This window comes from Ferruginibacter sp. (assembly GCF_049840995.1).
In the GTDB taxonomy this organism is placed as follows: domain Bacteria; phylum Bacteroidota; class Bacteroidia; order Chitinophagales; family Chitinophagaceae; genus Ferruginibacter.
Window position 1 is genome coordinate 405361 of sequence record NZ_JASGIP010000008.1, and the last position, 19615, is coordinate 424975.

At 43.8% G+C, this 19615-nt stretch carries 14 protein-coding genes; 6 read left to right on the plus strand and 8 right to left on the minus strand.

The features are described from left to right. Positions 1 to 8 precede the first annotated feature (8 nt). The 4 genes from QM738_RS22750 to hutH all read right to left on the minus strand — a co-directional run bounded on the left by QM738_RS22750 (position 9) and on the right by hutH (position 5697). A complete protein-coding gene (locus QM738_RS22750; RefSeq protein ID WP_462279063.1) occupies positions 9 to 851 on the minus strand; it encodes a hypothetical protein in 843 nt (280 codons plus the stop codon). A gap of 104 nt (positions 852 to 955) precedes the next feature. After that, positions 956 to 2752 carry a urocanate hydratase gene (gene hutU / locus QM738_RS22755; RefSeq protein ID WP_462279064.1) on the minus strand — a complete coding sequence of 599 codons (1797 nt, stop codon included), beginning with the start codon at positions 2750 to 2752 and terminating at the stop codon, positions 956 to 958. A gap of 307 nt (positions 2753 to 3059) precedes the next feature. Continuing rightward, complete coding sequence (locus QM738_RS22760) at positions 3060 to 4106, minus strand: glycoside hydrolase family 2 TIM barrel-domain containing protein (protein ID WP_462279065.1); 1047 nt, start codon at positions 4104 to 4106, stop codon at positions 3060 to 3062. A gap of 100 nt (positions 4107 to 4206) precedes the next feature. Continuing rightward, positions 4207 to 5697, minus strand: a complete 1491-nt coding sequence (gene hutH, locus QM738_RS22765) for a histidine ammonia-lyase (RefSeq protein ID WP_462279066.1) — start codon at positions 5695 to 5697, stop codon at positions 4207 to 4209. A 73-nt stretch (positions 5698 to 5770) separates the two neighbouring features. Here hutH and QM738_RS22770 point away from each other — a divergent pair, with 73 nt between their 5' ends. Genes QM738_RS22770 through QM738_RS22780 form a run of 3 tightly spaced genes read left to right on the plus strand, consistent with a single transcriptional unit; the run spans position 5771 to position 8909 of the window. Continuing rightward, complete coding sequence (locus QM738_RS22770) at positions 5771 to 6490, plus strand: PrsW family glutamic-type intramembrane protease (RefSeq protein ID WP_462279067.1); 720 nt, start codon at positions 5771 to 5773, stop codon at positions 6488 to 6490. A gap of 6 nt (positions 6491 to 6496) precedes the next feature. After that, entirely contained in the window at positions 6497 to 7504 is a 1008-nt protein-coding gene (locus QM738_RS22775; RefSeq protein WP_462279068.1) for a WD40/YVTN/BNR-like repeat-containing protein, read from the plus strand. Positions 7505 to 7520: 16 nt separating this feature from the next. Continuing rightward, entirely contained in the window at positions 7521 to 8909 is a 1389-nt protein-coding gene (locus QM738_RS22780; RefSeq protein WP_462279069.1) for a hypothetical protein, read from the plus strand. A gap of 144 nt (positions 8910 to 9053) precedes the next feature. On the opposite strand, the gene QM738_RS22785 is transcribed toward QM738_RS22780, so the two are convergent. After that, on the minus strand, positions 9054 to 9386 hold the full coding sequence (locus tag QM738_RS22785; protein ID WP_462279070.1) for a DMT family protein: 333 nt from the start codon (positions 9384 to 9386) through the stop codon (positions 9054 to 9056). A gap of 201 nt (positions 9387 to 9587) precedes the next feature. After that, entirely contained in the window at positions 9588 to 13103 is a 3516-nt protein-coding gene (gene smc, locus QM738_RS22790; protein WP_462279071.1) for a chromosome segregation protein SMC, read from the minus strand. Between the two features lie 447 nt (positions 13104 to 13550). Here smc and QM738_RS22795 point away from each other — a divergent pair, with 447 nt between their 5' ends. Both QM738_RS22795 and QM738_RS22800 read left to right on the plus strand, forming a co-directional pair. Then, on the plus strand, positions 13551 to 14162 hold the full coding sequence (locus QM738_RS22795) for a hypothetical protein (RefSeq protein WP_462279072.1): 612 nt from the start codon (positions 13551 to 13553) through the stop codon (positions 14160 to 14162). Between the two features lie 159 nt (positions 14163 to 14321). Further along, positions 14322 to 15206, plus strand: a complete 885-nt coding sequence (locus tag QM738_RS22800; RefSeq protein ID WP_462279073.1) for a hypothetical protein — start codon at positions 14322 to 14324, stop codon at positions 15204 to 15206. Positions 15207 to 15276: 70 nt separating this feature from the next. Here the strand turns inward: QM738_RS22800 and QM738_RS22805 are convergent, their stop codons facing one another. Continuing rightward, a complete protein-coding gene (locus tag QM738_RS22805) occupies positions 15277 to 16542 on the minus strand; it encodes a tetratricopeptide repeat protein (RefSeq protein WP_462279074.1) in 1266 nt (421 codons plus the stop codon). Between the two features lie 390 nt (positions 16543 to 16932). Here QM738_RS22805 and dnaG point away from each other — a divergent pair, with 390 nt between their 5' ends. After that, the gene (gene dnaG, locus QM738_RS22810; protein ID WP_462279075.1) at positions 16933 to 18870 is read left to right on the plus strand and encodes a DNA primase; all 1938 of its coding nucleotides are present in this window, start codon (positions 16933 to 16935) and stop codon (positions 18868 to 18870) included. Here dnaG and QM738_RS22815 read toward each other — a convergent pair whose 3' ends face one another. After that, positions 18871 to 19530: a YdeI/OmpD-associated family protein gene (locus QM738_RS22815; RefSeq protein ID WP_462279076.1), complete on the minus strand. Its 660-nt coding sequence runs from the start codon at positions 19528 to 19530 to the stop codon at positions 18871 to 18873. It lies immediately after the preceding gene. Positions 19531 to 19615 lie beyond the last annotated feature (85 nt).

The following is a 19615-nucleotide window of genomic DNA, read 5'->3' on the forward strand; positions in this document are numbered from 1 at the left end:
GACTTGAACTATTGGTCTATAAAATATTCAATTTCTTGTTTAGTTGTCTTTAGTATTCCATCAGGCGAAGTGTAGGTAATCGTTACTGGAATTATATGTCTGCCTATATAGCCTTTAACAACTTTTTTAAATTCAACATAACCTAAATTATTTAGGGATACAAACTCATTATCAATATTTATTTTAGGTTGTGAAGCAGTTGAGAACGAACCAACACCAGCAGTAATTTCTATTTTTTCGCCAGATTTAAAGTGTTTTGAGTTTTGTCCCATTAAAACTGAAAAATTTTCAAGTCGTAAAATACAGCCAGGACTTGTCTTTAAATTACAGAAAGAAATTGTCCTATTCTCAATTATTGAAATAGAATTATCTATTCTATCTTGGAGCTCCTTATTAGCTTTTGAAGAAATAAAAGTTTTTAACGTTGCCGAGCCAAGCAGCGTGGAGAATTCATCTCTAAATGATTTCCATATTTCGGGATTGACTTCCAGCACGGATGCTTTGTATTTTCCAAGAATATCTAACAAGCGTGATTTACTTTCGTCAAAATTATTTTCTGTACAAAATTTAAAACAAGAATCAACGATTAAATATGTATTCGCCGTCAATGATCTAATCATTTCAGCAGCAGGATACCATATTTTTGCTCTTTCAGAGAGCGAGGGGTCAAATAATTTGTTTTTTAAGTCATTGTATTCTTGTGTCGTATAATTTTTAATTATCTGCGTTGCTAAAGTTATTGATTGATTATTATCACTGCTTCCTTTTTGGTTATTCTGCAAACATCCACCACAAAAAAGCAAAATAAAGATGAGCGTTGACAATTTATAAATTCTCGAATAATAGTTCATGTATTTAGTTTTTGAGAATATCAATTAATTCCGCACAATATTTGCATTTCTATTAAGAGGCAGCTGCTTTAAAGAAATAAAACAGCATGTAGTACTACCGTACTTTATTTCAATCTTTCCTTAAAATCCAATCGCTCTCTTCGTAATGTATCCTTCGCCACATCATACCCCGCATCTGCATGCCGTATCACTCCCATCCCCGGATCATTCCTCAACACTCTTGCCAGCCTTGCAGCCGCATCATCGGTGCCATCGGCCACAATCACCATACCGGCGTGTATGCTGTAGCCCATGCCTACGCCGCCGCCGTGGTGCAGGCTTACCCAGCTGGCGCCGCCGGCAGTGTTTACCAGGGCATTCAGTATGGGCCAGTCGGCCACGGCATCGCTGCCGTCCATCATGGCTTCGGTTTCGCGGTTGGGGCTGGCTACGCTGCCGGTATCCAGGTGGTCGCGGCCAATTACAATGGGGGCTTTTACCTTGCCGGTGCGTACCAGTTCGTTAAAGGCAAGGCCGGCCTTTTCGCGTTCACCCTGGCCCAGCCAGCAGATGCGGGCGGGCAGGCCCTGGAAGGCGATCTTTTCCTGTGCCATATCAAGCCAGCGCAACAGCGATGTGTTGTGCGGAAATAAATTGCGTATAACCTCATCCGTTACGGCGATATCTGCAGGGTCGCCACTCAAGGCTGCCCAGCGGAAGGGGCCTTTGCCCTCGCAAAAGAGGGGGCGGATGTAGGCGGGGACGAAGCCTGGGAATAGGCCCCCTCCGCCCCCTAAAGGGGGAACTTTGGAGTCTGCCAATTGCGCCTTGTTCTTTTCTTCGTATTCTAATGCACGTGCACGTATGTTGTTGCCATAGTCGAATGTAATGGCGCCCTTGTCTCTTAATTGCAGCATTAATTTTACGTGCAGGTACATGCTTTCGTAACTCAACTTCAGGTATTCTTCTTTGTTTGTGGTACGCAGCACATTGGCCTGTTCGTTGGTGAGGGTGTGAGGTACATAGCCAATGAGTGGGTCGTGGGCGCTGGTCTGGTCGGTGAGGGTATCGGGTATGATATCCCTTTGCAGCAGACGATCGAGCAAATGCACCGCATTGCACAATACGCCGATACTTTTGGCAATGCCTTCCTTACGGTAATGCATAGCTGCATTAATGGCATCGTCTATATTGGTGTGCTTTTCATCCAGGTACCTTGTTTCTATTCTTTTATCAATGCGCCACTCCTCTACTTCGGCTACCAGGGCCACGCCTTCATTCATGGTAATGGCCAGGGGCTGTGCGCCACCCATGCCACCGAGGCCGGCGGTAACGTTTAATGTACCGCGAAGGGAGCCCCCTCCGCCCCCTAAAGGGGGAACTGAACTTAGCGAAGTGTTACTTTCCGTGAGACCCTGCTCCCCCTTTAGGGGGCTGGGGGGCAAGAAGTGTTTATTGGCTAATGCTGCATAGGTTTCGTAGGTGCCTTGCACAATGCCTTGCGAGCCTATGTAGATCCAGCTGCCGGCGGTCATCTGGCCGTACATCATCAGGCCTTTTTTTTCCAGCTCGTCAAAGTGCTGCCAATTGGCCCAGTTGGGCACCAGCTGGCTGTTGCTGAGTAATACACGGGGTGCATCTTTATGCGTTTTGAGCATGGCCACGGGCTTGCCGCTTTGTATCAGCAGCGACTCATCTTCTTCCAACACTTTTAATGCTTTGATGATATTGTCCAGCGCTTCAAAATTGCGGGCTGCCTTGCCGCGACCGCCGTATACTATCAGGTCGTCGGGGCGCTCGGCCACCTCGGGGTTTAAATTGTTTAAGAGCATGCGCAGGGCTGCTTCCTGTACCCAGCCTTTGCAGGTGAGTTGGTTGCCTGTGGGGGTTTTGTACTTTAGAGGATCATAATTCTTTATCATAACAGAAATTGGCCCGCAGATGTCGCGGATGACGCAGAAAAAACTGTGTACCCAGCGACTACTTTGGATTATATAGGTTGTTTAAAAATGACCCGCAGATGTCGCGGATGACGCAGAAAAAATCAGCGGACCAGCTACTACTTTGGATTATATAAGTTGTTTAAAAATGGCCCGCAGACGTCGCGGATAACGCAGAAAAAACTGTGTACCCAGCGAATTCTTTGGATATGTTAGTTGTTTAAATTTATTTTTTATTCTATTGTTTGCCTAATCCGCTTCAGCGAAATAAGCGTAATCTGCGGGCATATTATTTTCTGCCGGTCAGTTTTTTTATCAGGTCTGTTTCTTTTGTATCGTATGGTGTGCCGTCTTTATGAAACACATCATGAAACCAGGGTGTTGGTTCGGGGCTGCCTTCTTTGCTGCCCCAGGGAAAAATGGTATTGCTTTTTCCACTTACCAGGCCCCAGTTGATGGCGCCTACATGGTAGCGTTTCAATATGGGCAAATGCGTTTCAAATTTACTGTTATTCTTCCTGGCCATGTATTCGGTGCAGATCAATGGGCGGCCGATCTTTTTTAATGAGTCGATGGCCTGTTTCATATTTGATGTATCATCGTAATTGTGAAAGGTGATCACATCTGCATGTTCCAGCTGGTATTTATTTACTTCAGGGTAGTCCATCGTCCATACACCGCTCGTTAATGGTTGCGATGGTCGTACAGCCCAGGCCCATTCATACATTTTTTTCAGCAGTGGTAGTGACGTTAACCCGTACCCGCTGTTATCCGGTTCGTTGTACAGGTCCCACATCAGTATGCGTTTATCATTTTTAAAGGTGGTGAGTATGTCTTTTACATATTGCTCCAGGTAGCCCCATTGGGTGGGGTCGTTGTGCACCGCCTGCGATGGGCTCCTCACCCAGCCCGAATTGTGTACGCCGGGTTTGGGCTCGGGTTGTTTACCGATTTTTGCATCGGGGTTCCAGCAATCATCCAGTATGCAGAAGAGTATTTTTATTTTATGCTTTGCAGCAATGCCTAAGAACTGATCCATTCTTTTTTTAAAACCTGCGGTATCAGCTTTCCATGCCAGGTCGTGCAGGTACACCCGCATTACATTCATACCAATGCCCTGCGCCCAGCCCAGTTCTTTATCAATGGTGGGGGCATCAAAGGTTTCGGCCTGCCACATTTCTAATTGATTGATGGCAGTGCTGGGCAAAAAATCGGCGCCTACCAGCCAGGGTTGTTGAGCATACCAGGCATTGGCCTTGGTGGCGGGCCAGATGTTTTGGGAAAAGCTGTTGTGGATGATACAGAGCAGCAGGATCGTTAAGCAATGTTTTTTCATTTGTAAGATTTTTTTTCTTTACCGCAGAGAAAAGGAGATAAAGAGTTTACGCAGAGCATCTCTGCGAGGTCTCATTTTCTCCTTTTCTCTGCGGTTTATTTTAAGGTAACTGTTTTATAAAACCTATAGCTTTTATCATATCATTGTGCAATATCCTGTCTGCATCATTAAAAGATATTTCTTTTCTGAAAGCAGTAACAATTGCTTCTATTACAGCAGAACTTTTTAATGGCCGGCGGAATTCCAAAGCCTGCACGGCAGTTAATAATTCAATGGCCAGTACTTTTTCTACATTATCCATTACCCGCTTGCATTTGGTGGCAGCATTGGCGCCCATGCTTACATGGTCTTCCTGGTTGTTGGAAGATGAGATACTATCTACCGATGAAGGCGTACACAATTGTTTGTTCTCACTTACAATGCCCGCGGCAGTGTATTGCGGTATCATAAAGCCGCTGTTGAGGCCGGCATCTTTTACCAAAAACAAAGGCAGGTTACGCTGCCCGCTGATGAGCTGGTAGGTTCTTCTTTCGCTGATATTGGCAATTTCGCTCATGGCGATGGTTAAAAAATCTAAACATAACGCCAACGGCTGCCCGTGAAAATTACCGCCACTTACTATCAGATCATCATCAGGAAAAATATTGGGATTATCGGTTACCGAATTGATCTCTTTGATGAATACACTTAATACATGATCAAAACTGTCTTTGCTGGCGCCATGCACCTGCGGTATGCAGCGGAAGCTGTAAGGATCCTGCACCTGCTGCTTTTTTTGTGCGGCGATGGCGCTGCCTTGTAAGATATTGCTGATAGCTGCTGCCGTATCCACCTGCCCTTTATGGCTGCGGATAGAATGTATATTGGGGTGCAGCGGTTCGGTGGTGCAGTCAAATGCATCGAAGGAGATGGCAGCGATGATGTCGGCCCATTTTAATAAGCGTTCGGCCGTTAATAAATTATGCATGCCATAAGCGCTCATGAACTGTGTACCGTTGATCAATGCCAGCCCTTCTTTGCTTTGTAATTGTATGGGCTGCCAATCGAATTTTTTGAGTATTTCCGCTGCAGGATATTTTTTTCCTTCGTGCCATACCTCACCCATTCCTATCAATGGTAAACTTAAATGCGATAAGGGCGCCAGGTCGCCGGAAGCGCCGAGTGATCCCTGTGTATAAATTACCGGGAACACACCTGCATTGTACATTTCCATCAATCTTTTTACCGTATCTATCTGCACACCGCTATGGCCATAGCTCAGCGATTTTATTTTCAGCATCACCATCAGTTTAATGATCTCCAGCGGCACTTCTTCGCCCAGGCCGCAGGCATGCGATTGTATCAGGTTGCTTTGCAGCTGCTGCAGTTGTGTGGCATCTATCTTTACATTCTGCAAATAGCCAAAGCCGGTATTGATGCCGTAAAACAATGCATCGGCGTCGGCCAGTTTTTTATCTAAATAGCTGCGGCATTCGGTAATGCGATGGTGTGCGTCGAAGGTGATGGATACCAGTTGATCAAATGCAAGCAGGTTTTTTACCTGCTGAAAATTCAAAGGGGTCTTATCTAAAGGAAGATAATTATAACTCATGTAATGGCAATTTTTTGGCTAATCGTAAATTTATTTTAACTTGTTCAAAAGTAACTAAAAAACCATTCCCTCTATGGGCTTATTAGCGCTGGCTGTTGCTCCCGGTATTGCCATTTGTTTATTTATTTATGCAAAGGACAAATATAATAAAGAGCCGCTGTGGCTGATACTGGTAAGTTTTATTTTAGGCGCCCTGAGCATTGTTCCCGCACTCATCTCCGAAGTGGGGTTTACCGACCTGCTTAAAATGTATATGGTGGAAAATACACCGGCCTATATCGCTGTGTTTTCGTTTGGCGTGGTGGCCTGCAGCGAGGAACTGAGTAAATTTTTAGTGGTGCGTTTTTTTTGCTTCCGCCGCAAGGCTTTTGACGATCCTTTTGATGGTATTGTGTATTCGGTTATCGTGAGTATGGGCTTTGCCACGCTGGAAAATATTGGCTATGTGTACGAGCATGGCATTGCAGTAGGTGTTACCCGTATGTTCTTATCGGTACCTGCTCATGCCACTTTTGGTGTGCTGATGGGCTATCATGTGGGGCTGGCCAAATTCAATACTGCAAAGCGGGGCCGCTATTTACTGATGGGGCTTTTATGGGCCATTGTTTTTCACGGCACTTTTGATTTCTTTTTATTTTTAAGCAATAACCTGCTGCACCTGGCCGGCGCATTGGGCTCTTTTATTGTGGCCATTTATTTATCCCGCCGTGCCATCCGTAAAAAACAAGCCATCTCCAAACAATACCTCGATGGCCTGGATGTGATCAGCAATAATGATAATTCACTCTTATAATTTTTTATGAAAAGGATACTGGTTCTTTTAGGTAGCGTTTTTTTTATGGGCATTGCTGCTGCACAAAAAGTGCAGGTGCTGGTGTCGGATAAAAAAGTTTCTATGCGTGGATTGAGTGTGGTAAGCGATAAAATAGTATGGGTTAGCGGCAGCAGCGGCACCGTTGGCAAAAGCATTGATGGCGGCACTACCTGGACCTGGATGACCGTAAAGGGTTATGAAAAAATCGACTTTCGTGATATTGAGGCTTTTGATGCCAATACGGCCGTGATCATGGGCATTACCGACCCTGCTTATATTTTAAAGACCACGGATGGGGGCACTACCTGGAACCTGGTGTACGAGAATAAAACAAAAGGTATGTTCTTAGATGCCATGTATTTCTGGAATGAACAGAGCGGTATTGTGATCGGCGATCCGCTGAATGATAAAATGTTTATTGCCCGCACTTTTGATGGCGGTAAAACATGGAGCGCTATACCGGACGATAAATTACCTGCTGTTGATAAGGGCGAAGCCTGCTTTGCATCCAGCGGTACCAACATTACCGCTTTAAAATTAAGCGAAGCGGTATTTGTTACGGGTGGTATGCGTTCCCGCCTCTTCATCCGCGATAATAAAATTGAATTGCCTATTATACAGGGCACCGAAACCACCGGCGCCAATTCCATTGCGGTGAAAAACTCGGGTAAAAAAAGGACCATCATTGTTGTGGGTGGTGATTTTAATACCAAAGACTCTATGGTAAAGAATTGCTGCATTACCAATGATGATGGAAAAACTTTTACAACTCCCGCTGTTGCACCACATGGTTACCGCAGCTGTGTGGAATTTTTAAACAAAAGCAACTGGCTGAGCTGCGGTCTGAATGGCGTTGACTACAGCACCGACAATGGTAAAACATGGAACTGGATCAGCAAAGAAAGTTTTCATGTGTGTAAAAAAGCCAAGAAAGGGAAAGCGGTGTTTTTTGCAGGTAATGGAAAGATCGGAAAATTAGTAATGAATAATTGATACTGAATAGTGGAAAATGAATACTGAAGATCGCTTGTCACCGAATAGCAATAATAAAGTTACAGTTAGCATATACATAGGATTTATTACAGCATTTTTATTTTGCTGTAATGCAGTTATTGCGCAGGATAAGATCAATGCTATCTTATCGCATGTAATTAAACAACCTGCATATAAAAAAACACCCACAGCCACCGAATCAACAGAAAGCATTCCTTCTCTATTTGGCAAACCCGGTATCAGGGTGCCGGAAGTAAGGGTCGATCTCTCCGAAGTACAGGTTACCGCTATCGACCTGGTGTTTACTGATTTTCCTGCCGGTAATGATCTTATTGCTTTAAATACCAACCGTCTTCATAAATTATTTGCTGCTTATCCTGATCTTGAATCGGACAGCAGTATTGAATGGCGTGTGATCCGGCAAATGGATGGTGCGGAAAAAGTTGCAGCGCAGCTTATGTTTCATGGTTTTGTTATTTACTTCCGTCCTTTGCAAAATGAGCATACCATTGCTACTGACCTGGAAGAACTGAAAAAAATACTGGGCGCCGATAAGCTGCCCGTAAAACCAAAGAATGGTTTTGTTACGCCCGATACTTCCACTATCCGCATTAAGTACGAGATAGAAGAATATACCGAGGTTTTAAAACTGCCTATTGCAGATGCGCTGCGTTATGTTGGTATTCCTGCACAGGAAAAAGATGCTTATATTGGTTATGATTCTTTATACGTGTATGTAAAACCTTCGGTTGACAGCGCTGCAGCCAAAAGATATTTTAATCCCCCACCCGATTCCACTGTATTAAAAGTGCTGGACCGCATGCACTGGAACCGGATGCTGGTAGTGACGGATGTTACAGCCAGCATGTTTCCTTATTCCGGTCAATTGCTTATCTGGTTAAAACTGCATGAAGCGGAACGGCGCATTAACCGTTTTGTATTTTTTAATGATGGCGATAACAAAGCCGATGAAATGAAAACCATTGGTAATACCGGTGGTGTTTATAATACCAACTCTTCTGTATTTGAAGTGGTGGAACAACTGTTGTATAAAACCATGAGCAATGGCAATGGTGGCAATATCCCCGAAAATAATATCGAAGCTTTGCTCAAAGGCATTGCTTCCTGCAATGATTGCGCTTCTGTTATCATGATCGCTGATAACAGTTCTGCCGTAAGCGATATGGCTTTGCTGAAACAGGTACAACTGCCGGTACATATTATTTTATGCGGTGTGCATGATGCACTCAACAGCGATTATCTTGAGATCGCCAGGAGCACCGGTGGATCGGTACATACTGCGGATGAAGATTTAGAACAACTGCTGCAGGTAAAAGAGGGAGAACAAATCATGCTCCATGGCAGGCAGTATAAGATCACAAATGGAAAGTTTGTTGCGGAGTAGATTCCCGTGATGGTGTCTCCACCAATTGTAGCAATCTTTCTCCGTGGTCGGTGTCTCCACCGAACGCAATCTTCGTCCATGATGAACAGCCCAATGAACATCTTACCCATCCTTCATGTTCGGTGGGATACCGACCATGGCTTCTTACTTTTTAAAGGCAAAATATACCGCCCCAAGTATCAGTGCAAAGCTTACCAGGTATTTCCAGTGAAAAGGTTCTTTTAAATATAATATAGCAAACACTGCAAACACCACCAGCGTGATCACTTCCTGCGTGATCTTTAACTGGAATCCATTGAAGCCATTGGTAAACCCGGCACGGTTGGCAGGCACCATCAGGCAGTATTCAAAAAATGCAATGCCCCAACTAATGGCCACGGCTTTCCACAAGGGCATGCCGGTATTTTTTAAATGGCCATACCAGGCAAAGGTCATGAATATGTTGGAGACGGTGAGGAGGAGTATTGTGCGCAGCATTTTTTGTAATGGATAATTGAGTAATTGATAATGAATAATGTTTTTAGCGGTGGCTTACTGTTTTATATGAAAGTGCTTTTCATTTTGATGCAGTGGTCGGTGGGGACACCGATCACGGTAGCTTTATAAAAATAAAAAGCCACATTTTACTGTGGCTTTTAAAATTAGTGTAATTCGTTTTAATTCGTGTAATCTGTTTAATTAATTCAAACTCCTGAAATCCACCGGCACCAATTTACTCACCCCCGCTTCCTGCATGGTAACACCATAAATAACATCTACAGCGCTCATGGTTTGTTTATTGTGCGTAACAATGATGAACTGCGAGTTCTCACTGAATTTTTTGATCATGTTGGTGAACTTGCCCACGTTGGCATCATCCAGCGGCGCATCCACCTCATCCAGTATACAGAATGGCGCCGGCTTGATCAGGTAGATAGCAAATAACAATGCTGTTGCAGTGAGCGTTTTTTCTCCCCCGCTCAACTGACCTATCGATGATGGACGTTTACCTTTTGGCTTCGCCACAATCTCGATACCGGTATCTGCTAAATTCTCCGGATCCACCAATACCATATCCGCAGTATCATCTTCGGTGAACAATGCTTTAAATACTTTCTGGAAATTATCCCTTACCGCATTGAAGGTGTCGAGGAACTGCTGGTTGGCCGTTGCTTCCACTTCCTGTATGGTCAGCATCAGGCTTTCTTTTGCTGTTACTAAATCACTCTTTTGCTCCAGGATGAACTCATATCGCTTTTTCATTTCGGTATAAGCTTCTATCGCTGTTGGGTTGATCTCGCCGATATTTTCCAGGCGCTTGCGCTGCCTTTCATTTTTTTCCTGCAGTTCTTCCAGTGGTGTATCACCTGTTCTTGGTTCGTCAATGATGGCATCCAGGTCTACTTTAAATTCCACACTCAATCTTTCCTTCATACCGGCCAACTGCAATTTCAATTCTGTCAGCTTATCTTTAATTTCATTCAGTAAAGTATCAATTCCTTCTTTTGATTTTTGTTTGTGGCGCAGTTCACTTTCTTTTTCAGCCAATGCATTCCTTAAATTATAATAAGCCTGGTCTGCTTCATTCAGTTTACGCTCCTCGCCTTCTTTATTCTGCAACATGGTCACCAGCAATGTTTCCACCTGTTCCAGCGACGCAGCCGTATCCGAAATACTGCTGGCGGCTTCCGTTAATTGTACGTTACTGCTTTCTATCTGTGTTTGCAGGTCTTTTAGCTGGTTGCTCTTAAATTCAAACTCCTGCTTTAGCGATACCACTTTGCTTTGTTGCTTGGTAAACTGCAGGTTGCTGTCGTTAAAGGCCGCTGTTGCAAAACTGTATTCCTGTTCAGCAGCTGCATAATCCTGTTCTATCAACTGCATCTTTTCGCCCAGCTCTTCCAGTTGTGTATTGAATTTATCCAGCTCATCGCGGGTGCTTGCAATAGCATCATGGTTGGCCTCCAGTTGTTCCTGCAGATCATCCACCCTTTTGGTGCTGTTCTCTTCCAGGTGGTGTAAATTCTCTATCTTGTTCTGCGCAGCAAATACCAGGTTCGTAAGGTTGTTGATATCCTGTTGCGTTTGCTTGATGGCATTTTCTTTCAGCTGTTCGTTAAAAGCGATCACTTCGTTGTGGCGGCTTTGTATCACAGCTTTCAGATCGTTCACCACCGTTTCCTGTGCATTGATCTCGTCCACCAGTTTTTCTAAATTCTTTGCACGGCCAATTTTTTTACCTTCAAATAATCCTACGCTACCACCGGTGAGTGAGTATTTGCCTTTTACATATTTACCCGTTTTTTCCAATACCACGGCGCCGTTGCTGTTGCGCAGCGCATCTTCATTTTCGGCAATGAATACATTGCCCAGTAAGTGTTTGGCAAGGTTAGAATATTTACCATCCACTTCCACCACGTTCAGTGCTGGTATAGTACCCGCTGGCTGGTGATGTTCTTCTGCACCGGTAAATTTATCCTGTAAAAAAAAGTTGGCTTTCCCTTTCTTATTATTATCCAGCAAATGAATGGCCTGTAACCCTTCTTCCAAATTATTTACAACGTAATAATTCAGGTAAGGTTCCAGCACATTTTCCACGGCCGCACGGTATTCTTCTTTTACATAAATGATGTCCGACAATAAAGACGCTGTATGATTCCAGCCCGCATTGTTGTGTAAAAATTTCACACTTTCAGGATAACCTTCCATTGAATCGATCAGGCTTTTCAATAAAGCGTGTTCGTTCTTCTTACTGTCCAGTTTCCTGTTCTCTTCTGCCAGTTCCACCCGCAGGCTTTCCAGTAAGTTCTGGGTATTTAATATCTGTTCTTTGGTAAACTCGTGGTGGTCCTGTAACTGCTGCAGGTCGGTCTTCTTCTGCTGCAGCTCTTCTTCTTTTATTTTTTTATCCGCTTCCAGCTGCTGTATCTGTTGCTGGCGCTGTGTTTTTTCTTCCTGTATCTGTGCAATGGTGCGTTGCAGGTTCTGGATAGAAGTATCCGCTACCGCCACTTTCTTTTCCGCCTCAAACTGGTTGCGTTGTATGGCCTGGTTCTCTCTTCTTAACCCGTCAATGCTGCTGCGTTTTTCGTCAAATACTTTTCGTTTATCCTCTACCGTATTTTTCAGTTCGTCCAGCCTGCCTTCAAATTCGGCCAGTTTTACTTCATCATCTTTTATCTGCTGGCTGGTAAATTGTATGCTTTCGTCTAAGCCTTTCAGTTGGCCGCCTGCTTTCTGTAAAAAGTCATTCAGGCTGCTTTCCCTTTCTTTCAGGTATTGCAAACGTTGTGCACCCAGGTTCTTTTCGCTTTCTTTATTGCGTAGGCCGTCCAGCATTTCATTAAAAGCATGCTGCATCTGCTGCAATGCTTTTTCCTGTTCAATAAAGCCCAGTTTTTCTGCTTCCAGCGCCGCTTCTTCCTTTGCGATAGATGTTTCCAGTTCTATCCTCTTATCCACTTCGGCCTGTTGCTGCTGGTTCAGGTCGCGGTAAGTGATATTGAATCCTTCCAGCGCTGCCTTTGCCAGTTCTATGCTTACTTCTTTGTATTCTTTCTTGATCTCGAAATATTTCTCCGCCTTCTTTGCCTGGCTTTCCAGGCTCTTTAACTGGTTGTTGATCTCGAACAACAGATCTTCAATACGTGCAAGATCCTGTTCGGTAGCATCCAGTTTTAATTTGGCTTCTTTTTTACGGGTCTTGTAAATGGTGATACCGGCTGCCTGTTCCAGCATCTTTCTACGGCTGTTCTCCTTATCCTTAATGATATCATCCACCATACCCAGTTCAATAATGGCATAACTGTCGGTGCTTACACCGGTATCCATAAACAGGTTGTGAATGTCTTTCAGGCGGCAGGCTACATCGTTCAGGCGGTATTCGCTTTCGCCGTTCTTATAATATTTGCGGGTTACAGTAACCGTATTGAATTCGGTCGGTAATAAATTCTTGGTATTTTCAAAAGTAAGGCTCACTTCTGCAAGGCCGCTGGCGCTGCGGGTCTTCGATCCGTTGAACACCAGGCTTTCCAGGTTCTCACTACGCAGGTTGCTGATCTTGTGTTCCCCTATCACCCAGCGAATACTGTCCACAATATTGCTTTTACCGCAACCATTGGGGCCAATTACACCGGTGATACCTTCGTCAAAATTGAGTACGGTCTTGTCGGCAAAACTTTTAAATCCTTTAATTTCTAAACTCTTTAAACGCACGTTATTCTGTTTTTAGTCAGTCGGCAAATATAATGGAATGACCTGTAAGAAAACTTTGATTGCAGACAGTAGTTATGCAGAGTTATTCACAGTATTTTGGTGAAAATGGGGAAAATTTGGGGACAGAGAACACGGATAAAACGGGTTGGATGGATGAGAAAGGATTTTTATGTATACCTATAGATCCCGGGGTCTGTCAACTTACAAGGTAGTTCATATCAAAAGGGAAACAATTCGCCTTTCCTTGTTTAACGGGTTATTATTAATTACCATATTTTGTATATTCACTTGGTCATCGTACGTAGTAAAAAATAGTAATTGTACTCCTTATTGACATGCATTTCCGCCGATTTTTTTCCTGCCTTATTTTATAACAATATCTGCTTACCTGCTGCGTTTTCAAACAAAAGAAAACCCCGTTTTTAATCTGATCAAAAATTTAACCTTATGAAAAAACTATTACCCTTATTCGTATTGCTTTTTACAGCTATCTCATTTTTTTCCTGCGAAAAAGTAGCTATTACACCAAAAAGTACAGAAGAAACAACCACTGCTGCTCCTAAAGATGCGGGTAACGACACCAATGCTGACCCCGGCCTTATCATTGGCCCTGGTGGTGGTGGCGAAACCAGCTGCCCTGCCACAACGGTTACTTTAGTTGCCGGTCAAACCATTAATGCAGGTACTGTAACAGTAAGCAACGATGCCCAGTATATCTATGTTACTTATTCCACCACCGATGGTTGGGTTATGAAGCAAACACACTTGTATGTGGGAGATTGCGCTGCCATACCGGTAAACAACCCGGGCAATCCTATTCCGGGCCAGTTCCCTTATGGCGGTAACCACAACAATATTACCAGCTATACTTACCAGGTGCCTATATCGGCTATACCAGCGGGCAGTTGTGCCTGCGTTGCCGCACACTGCGTAGTGGTAAAATTAAACGCTTCCGGCCAGGTGGTGGAGCAACAAACCGGCTGGGGTAACGGCACACAGATCAACATGGGCAGCGGCAACTGGGGCATGAAGTTCAGTTATTGTTCCTGCAGTTTATAACAACATTCACCAATTATATACTAAAAAGCGGCGTTTTAAAACGCCGCTTTTTTATTAGATCTATGCAGGCAGCAGCGCTATGTTAAAATCCTGTAAAAGCCGCACCATTGTTGTTATGTTACGAACCTATTCGTATTTTTGGCCCCTAACAATCATATAATGAAAAGAATAATTACCCTTTTTTGTATGGCTGCTGCTACTGCGGCCACAGCTCAAACCAAGGTGGTAACACAGGCTGTTATTACCACTAAAACCACTACTGTATCTCCCGAAGGTTCGGAAGATATGGCCCCACCTCCTCCGCCTTCCGGCGATGGCGGCGAACAACGGGTCACCTTCCGCTTTGGCGGCGATGGGGAAACCAAGACCGTGACCACGCTTAAAGGCGATATGGTGAAAACCTATACCGAGAACGAAATGAGCCGCATTACCACTTTAAGGGATAATGCCAAAAAAACAACCACCACTTTGATGGAAATGATGGGTAAGAAAACCGGTGTTGTTGCTACCGACGAAGACCAGGCTGCAGCTGCCAAAAAGCTGGACAGTATGATGCAGAGCAGGAGCCAGAATGGTGGCGGTAACTTTAACTTTAGTTCCAATACAGTTACTGCAAGCGATATTGCTTATACCGAAGAGAGCAAGAAAATTGCAGGTTTGCAATGTAAAAAAGCATTGGTGATCAACACCCGTAAAAATGGCAACAAGGACACTACTGTTGTTTGGTATTGCCCCGATTTTAAATTGCAGGGCCTCGTTTCCACCGGCGGCACTTCCGGCTTTGGTGGCTTTGGCGCCCGCCTTACAGGCCTCAGCGGACTGGATAATCTTGCCGGCTTTCCTATGCAGTACGAAATGAAACTGAACCGTGGCCGTAAAATGATCGTGGAAGTGACCAAGATAACCTTGGATAAAGAAGTTTCTGACAAGGAATTTGAAATATCGAAAGACTTTGAATTAAAATCGATGAAGGATATGCAGAATGGTGGCGGACCAGGTATGATGTTCCGTTTTGGTGGTCCTGGCGGCGGCGGCGGACAATAAAATATTTAACCGTAAATAAAAAGCCACTTCTTATGAAGTGGCTTTTCTTATGATATCATCTTTGTGTTGATCACATCTTATCAACCTCTGCTTTCTTTTTATCATACTCACCCGATTTCTTTACATCACCTTTGGCAGCATAAAACTGGCTCAGCATATCCAATACATCTTTGTAGTTGGCTTTCTGGATTGGTTTTAATGTTGGCTGTGCCGCAAAATAAGCAGCCGCACCTTCTGCATAAGGAATACATTCGTCAATCTTTTTCAGGAACTGCGCTTTCAGGTCGTTCTTCTTTTTAAGATCATCCGGTTTTACCCCTTTTATTTTTTTAGAGGAATCCTGGAAGTCGTACGCATAGTTGTACAGGTGGCGCACCATCAGCATTTTTGCATCCACGCCTTTATCTACATTGATAGCAGCTTTTAAAGAGTTGGTCAGTTTATCTTTCAATGCCATTGCTTCAGCAGGCTTATCGTCGCCGGTGTACAGCATGTTATAAATTTCCACGCTTAAGTTGTAGGGATAAGTATACTTGTCAGGATACTGCTTCATCAGCTCTTCATACTTCGCCATCAGCGCTTTTTTATCGCCCGATTTTGAAACCCTGTCCAATTCCACTTCTGTCCAGTAATCATCCGTAGGATAAAGGGTCTTACCTTTTTCCAATATGGCAGCCAGGTTGGCTTCGTCGTTCTTTTTAATATAATATTCTACCAGCACCTGGTAAATGGTCAGGTATTGATCGCCTTTAAGGTTGGCATCAGTAAGCTTTTTATAATAAGCCATGGCCGAGGCTTCATCCTTAGCCTGCGTAGCGGCAATAGCTGTGTTCATGATAAGCGAAGTATCCAATGTTGGAAATTTAAAACCATTGTATTCGTACCCTTTGCTTTTTACATAGTCTTCCACTATCAGTGCATTCTTAAACCCTTCAAAAGAAAGGCTGAAATTTTTGGCATTGAATTCTTTTGCGCCGATATCAAAATAGCCATTGTACAGGTCGAAATAAGAGCCATGGTTCTCATTCACAAAATTCATTTCCTTGGCATCCATCTGCTGGTATTTTTTAAAGGCTTCAAACGCATCCCCTTTCATTTTTAAAGCATCTGCCGAAGCTATACCGGAATCTTTTGATAAAGTATTATAGATACGGCCTTTATAATACCAGGCATCTGCCTTACCCGCATTTTTAGGATCGGCCATAAATTTCTCCAGTGCGTCTTTTGCTTTTTTGGTTTGGTTCAGTAGCATCATTTTGTTGACGTCGTCCAGGCTTTGTGCAAAGCTGCCCGCAGCAACAAAAAGCAATACGATTAAAAAACTGTATTTCTTCATTCGATTAAATTTTTTAGGTGTTAAAGATATTAGTTAATTATTTACCAGATGAATTTTTAACCACATTTTCATAAACCGTGCCATAAGAAGCCACAAGTTAAAAGTTAATAGTTAAAAGTTGAAGGTTGAAAGCCGCAAGGGGAAGAGCTGCAAGGGAGAAGCAAGCAATTAGTTACGTACTACAAATACCAGGAAGGTTTATAAGGAAGAGCTTCAAGGGGAGTAGCCGCAAGGGAGCTGCAGCAGAATTAATTGTAGTTTAACATCTGCGGGCTTCTCCCTTGCAGCCTGCAGCTATTCCCCTTGTAGCTTCTCCCCTTGCGGCTTGTATCTATTCCCCTTGCCACTATCGCAAACATGCTTAACTTTACCCTCTTTTTTCAACCAGTCTTGATAACACAGAACACCATACAGCAGATACTCAGCCGCATCGATATTGTGGAAATAGTGGGTTCGTTCGTGAAGCTGAAAAAAAGGGGTACCAATTACCTTGGCCTCTGCCCTTTTCACAACGAAAAATCGCCTTCCTTCACTGTATCGCCTACCAAAGAGATCTATAAATGTTTTGGTTGCGGCCGCAGCGGTAATTCCATCAGCTTTTTAATGGAAGCTGAAAAATACAGCTATGTAGAAGCGCTGCGCTGGCTGGCTGCCAAGTACAATGTTGAAATAGAAGAAACAGAAACCAGCCCCGAATTTAAGCAACAACAACAGGTTGCCGAAAGTTTATATATCATCAACAGTTTTGCGCAAAAGTTTTTCAGCAATGCTTTATTGAATACCGAAGACGGACAGGATATTGCCTTGAGTTATTTAAAGCAACGCGGTTTCCGGGAAGATATCATTAAAAAATTCCAGTTGGGTTTTAATCCCGAAGCAAGGGATAGTTTTACCAAAGAAGCGCTGGCCCAGCAATACAACCTGGAGTATTTGCAAAAAACAGGACTGGTGGCTGTAAGGGATGGCAATGCTTATGATAATTACCGCGGCAGGATCATTTTTCCCATACACAACCAAAGCGGTAAAGTGTTGGGCTTTGGCGCCAGGATCATTAAGAGCAATGATAAAGCGCCCAAGTATATCAACACGCCCGAGAACGAGATCTATGTAAAAAGCAAACTGCTGTACGGCTCTTATTTTGCAAGGCAGGCCATTGATAAAGCAGATGAATGTTTACTGGTGGAAGGTTATACCGATGTGGTAAGCCTGCACCAGGCAGGTATTGAAAATGTAGTGGCCAGTGGCGGTACTTCCTTAACACCCGACCAGCTAAGGCTGATAAAAAAATACACCAACAATCTTACTATCATTTACGATGGTGATAATGCCGGTATCAAAGCAGCCCTTCGTGGGTTGGATCTTGCACTGGAAGAAAGCCTGAACGTAAATCTTGTTTTAATTCCTGATAAAGAAGATCCCGACAGTTATGTAAACAAAGTGGGCGCTGCCGCTTTTACCGAATTCATTGCCAACAATAAAAAAGATGTGATCCTGTTCCAGCTAGAGATATCTTTAAAAGATGCCGGTAACGACAGCAATAAAAAATCGGCTATCGTGAACCAGATGGCAGAGACCATTGCCAGGATCAACAAAGCGGAAGATTTTACCAAGCAGCAGGATTATATAAGAAAGTGTTCGGAAATTTTAAAGATAGAAGAAAGCGGCATGCATGCGCTGGTGAATAAATTCATCCGCGAAAAAGTTACCAAGGCCGAGAACCAGACCTACCGCGAAGAAGCGCATGAAGCGCTGGACAACCTGCGTGTTACCGAGGAAGATGATACCATTGCATTGTTCAATAAAGATGAGATGCACGAAAGGGCGATGGTAAGAAGCTTACTGGAGTTTGGCCTGAAAGACTGGGATGAGCAACAAAAAGTGGCCGCCTATATTTTTCATGAAATTGAAATGAACCAATTGGACGAACTGATCGATAATAAGGAACTGGTTAAAGTGGTGCAGACCTACAAAGCCTGGTACGACGAAGGACTGGAACCTACGCCCAAGAATTTTTTATACCACGATAACCTGCAGATGAGTTCGCTGGTGGTAAGCATCATGGATTTTAATTACGAGATAAGCCCCAAATGGAAAGAACATTTTGAAGGCCACCTGCCCACACGTGATGACCTGTTCCGCGAAGAGGTATTCTCCACGGTTAATTACCTGAAGCTTAAAAAAATAAAAAGGTTGATTGATGAGAACCAGCGCGACCTTGAAAAATCTGTTGCTGCCGAGGAACAGATGATGCTGCTGCAAACACATCAGCACCTGAAGCAAATGGAAATTGACCTTACCCGTAAACTGGGCACGGTAATTTTCAAATGATCACTTCTCGTTAAAATTCTTTTTCTGCGCTGTTAATTTTTCCATCGTTGTTTCCAGGCGGCGGGCCTTGGTCTCTTCTTTTTTGGCGCTCACGATCCATTCCACGTACTCACGCTTATGCGTAAACGCAAGTGATTCAAAAAAGGTGGCCGCGATCCTGTTCTTGTCCAGCATTTTTTGCAATGCCAGTGGTATCTCGATGGTGCGGTTGGTATAATCCACGCCCGGTGCCGGGTTCACGGTAGAGAAGGAAGGCGTTTTTTTTACAGTTTCGTCCGGCCTTTTAAACCGGGCAGCGCTCCATAAATTATCTACGGCTATCATGCGCACGGTTTCATATCCATGGTCGGCTATAAAATCCCAGCTGGCATCCCTGCAAAGGTCGCTGGCTATTTTGGAAGACGCTTTGGGATAAGCGATCCAGAATTTTGCTTCCGGGTGCAATGCCGGTATCACTTCCTTTAATATTTCCCGCAGCTGTTTCTGGCTGAAAGCGAATATCAAAGCAAAGTCTATCTTTTTGCTTTTTAATAAAGGCGTAACGTTTTTTGAAAAGGAGAATTTGATGAATTGCTTTTCGATGGAAAGTGGCAGGCCCTGCAATAACAGGTTCTTTTCATCATTCAATTGTAACTTTTCCAGTAGAGACTGAGAAGACATAGGCAAAACAACTGTTAGTTTAAAAAAGTAATTACATTGTTACTAAAAATATCAACCGCAATTACCGCAGCTGATTTGTAAGGCT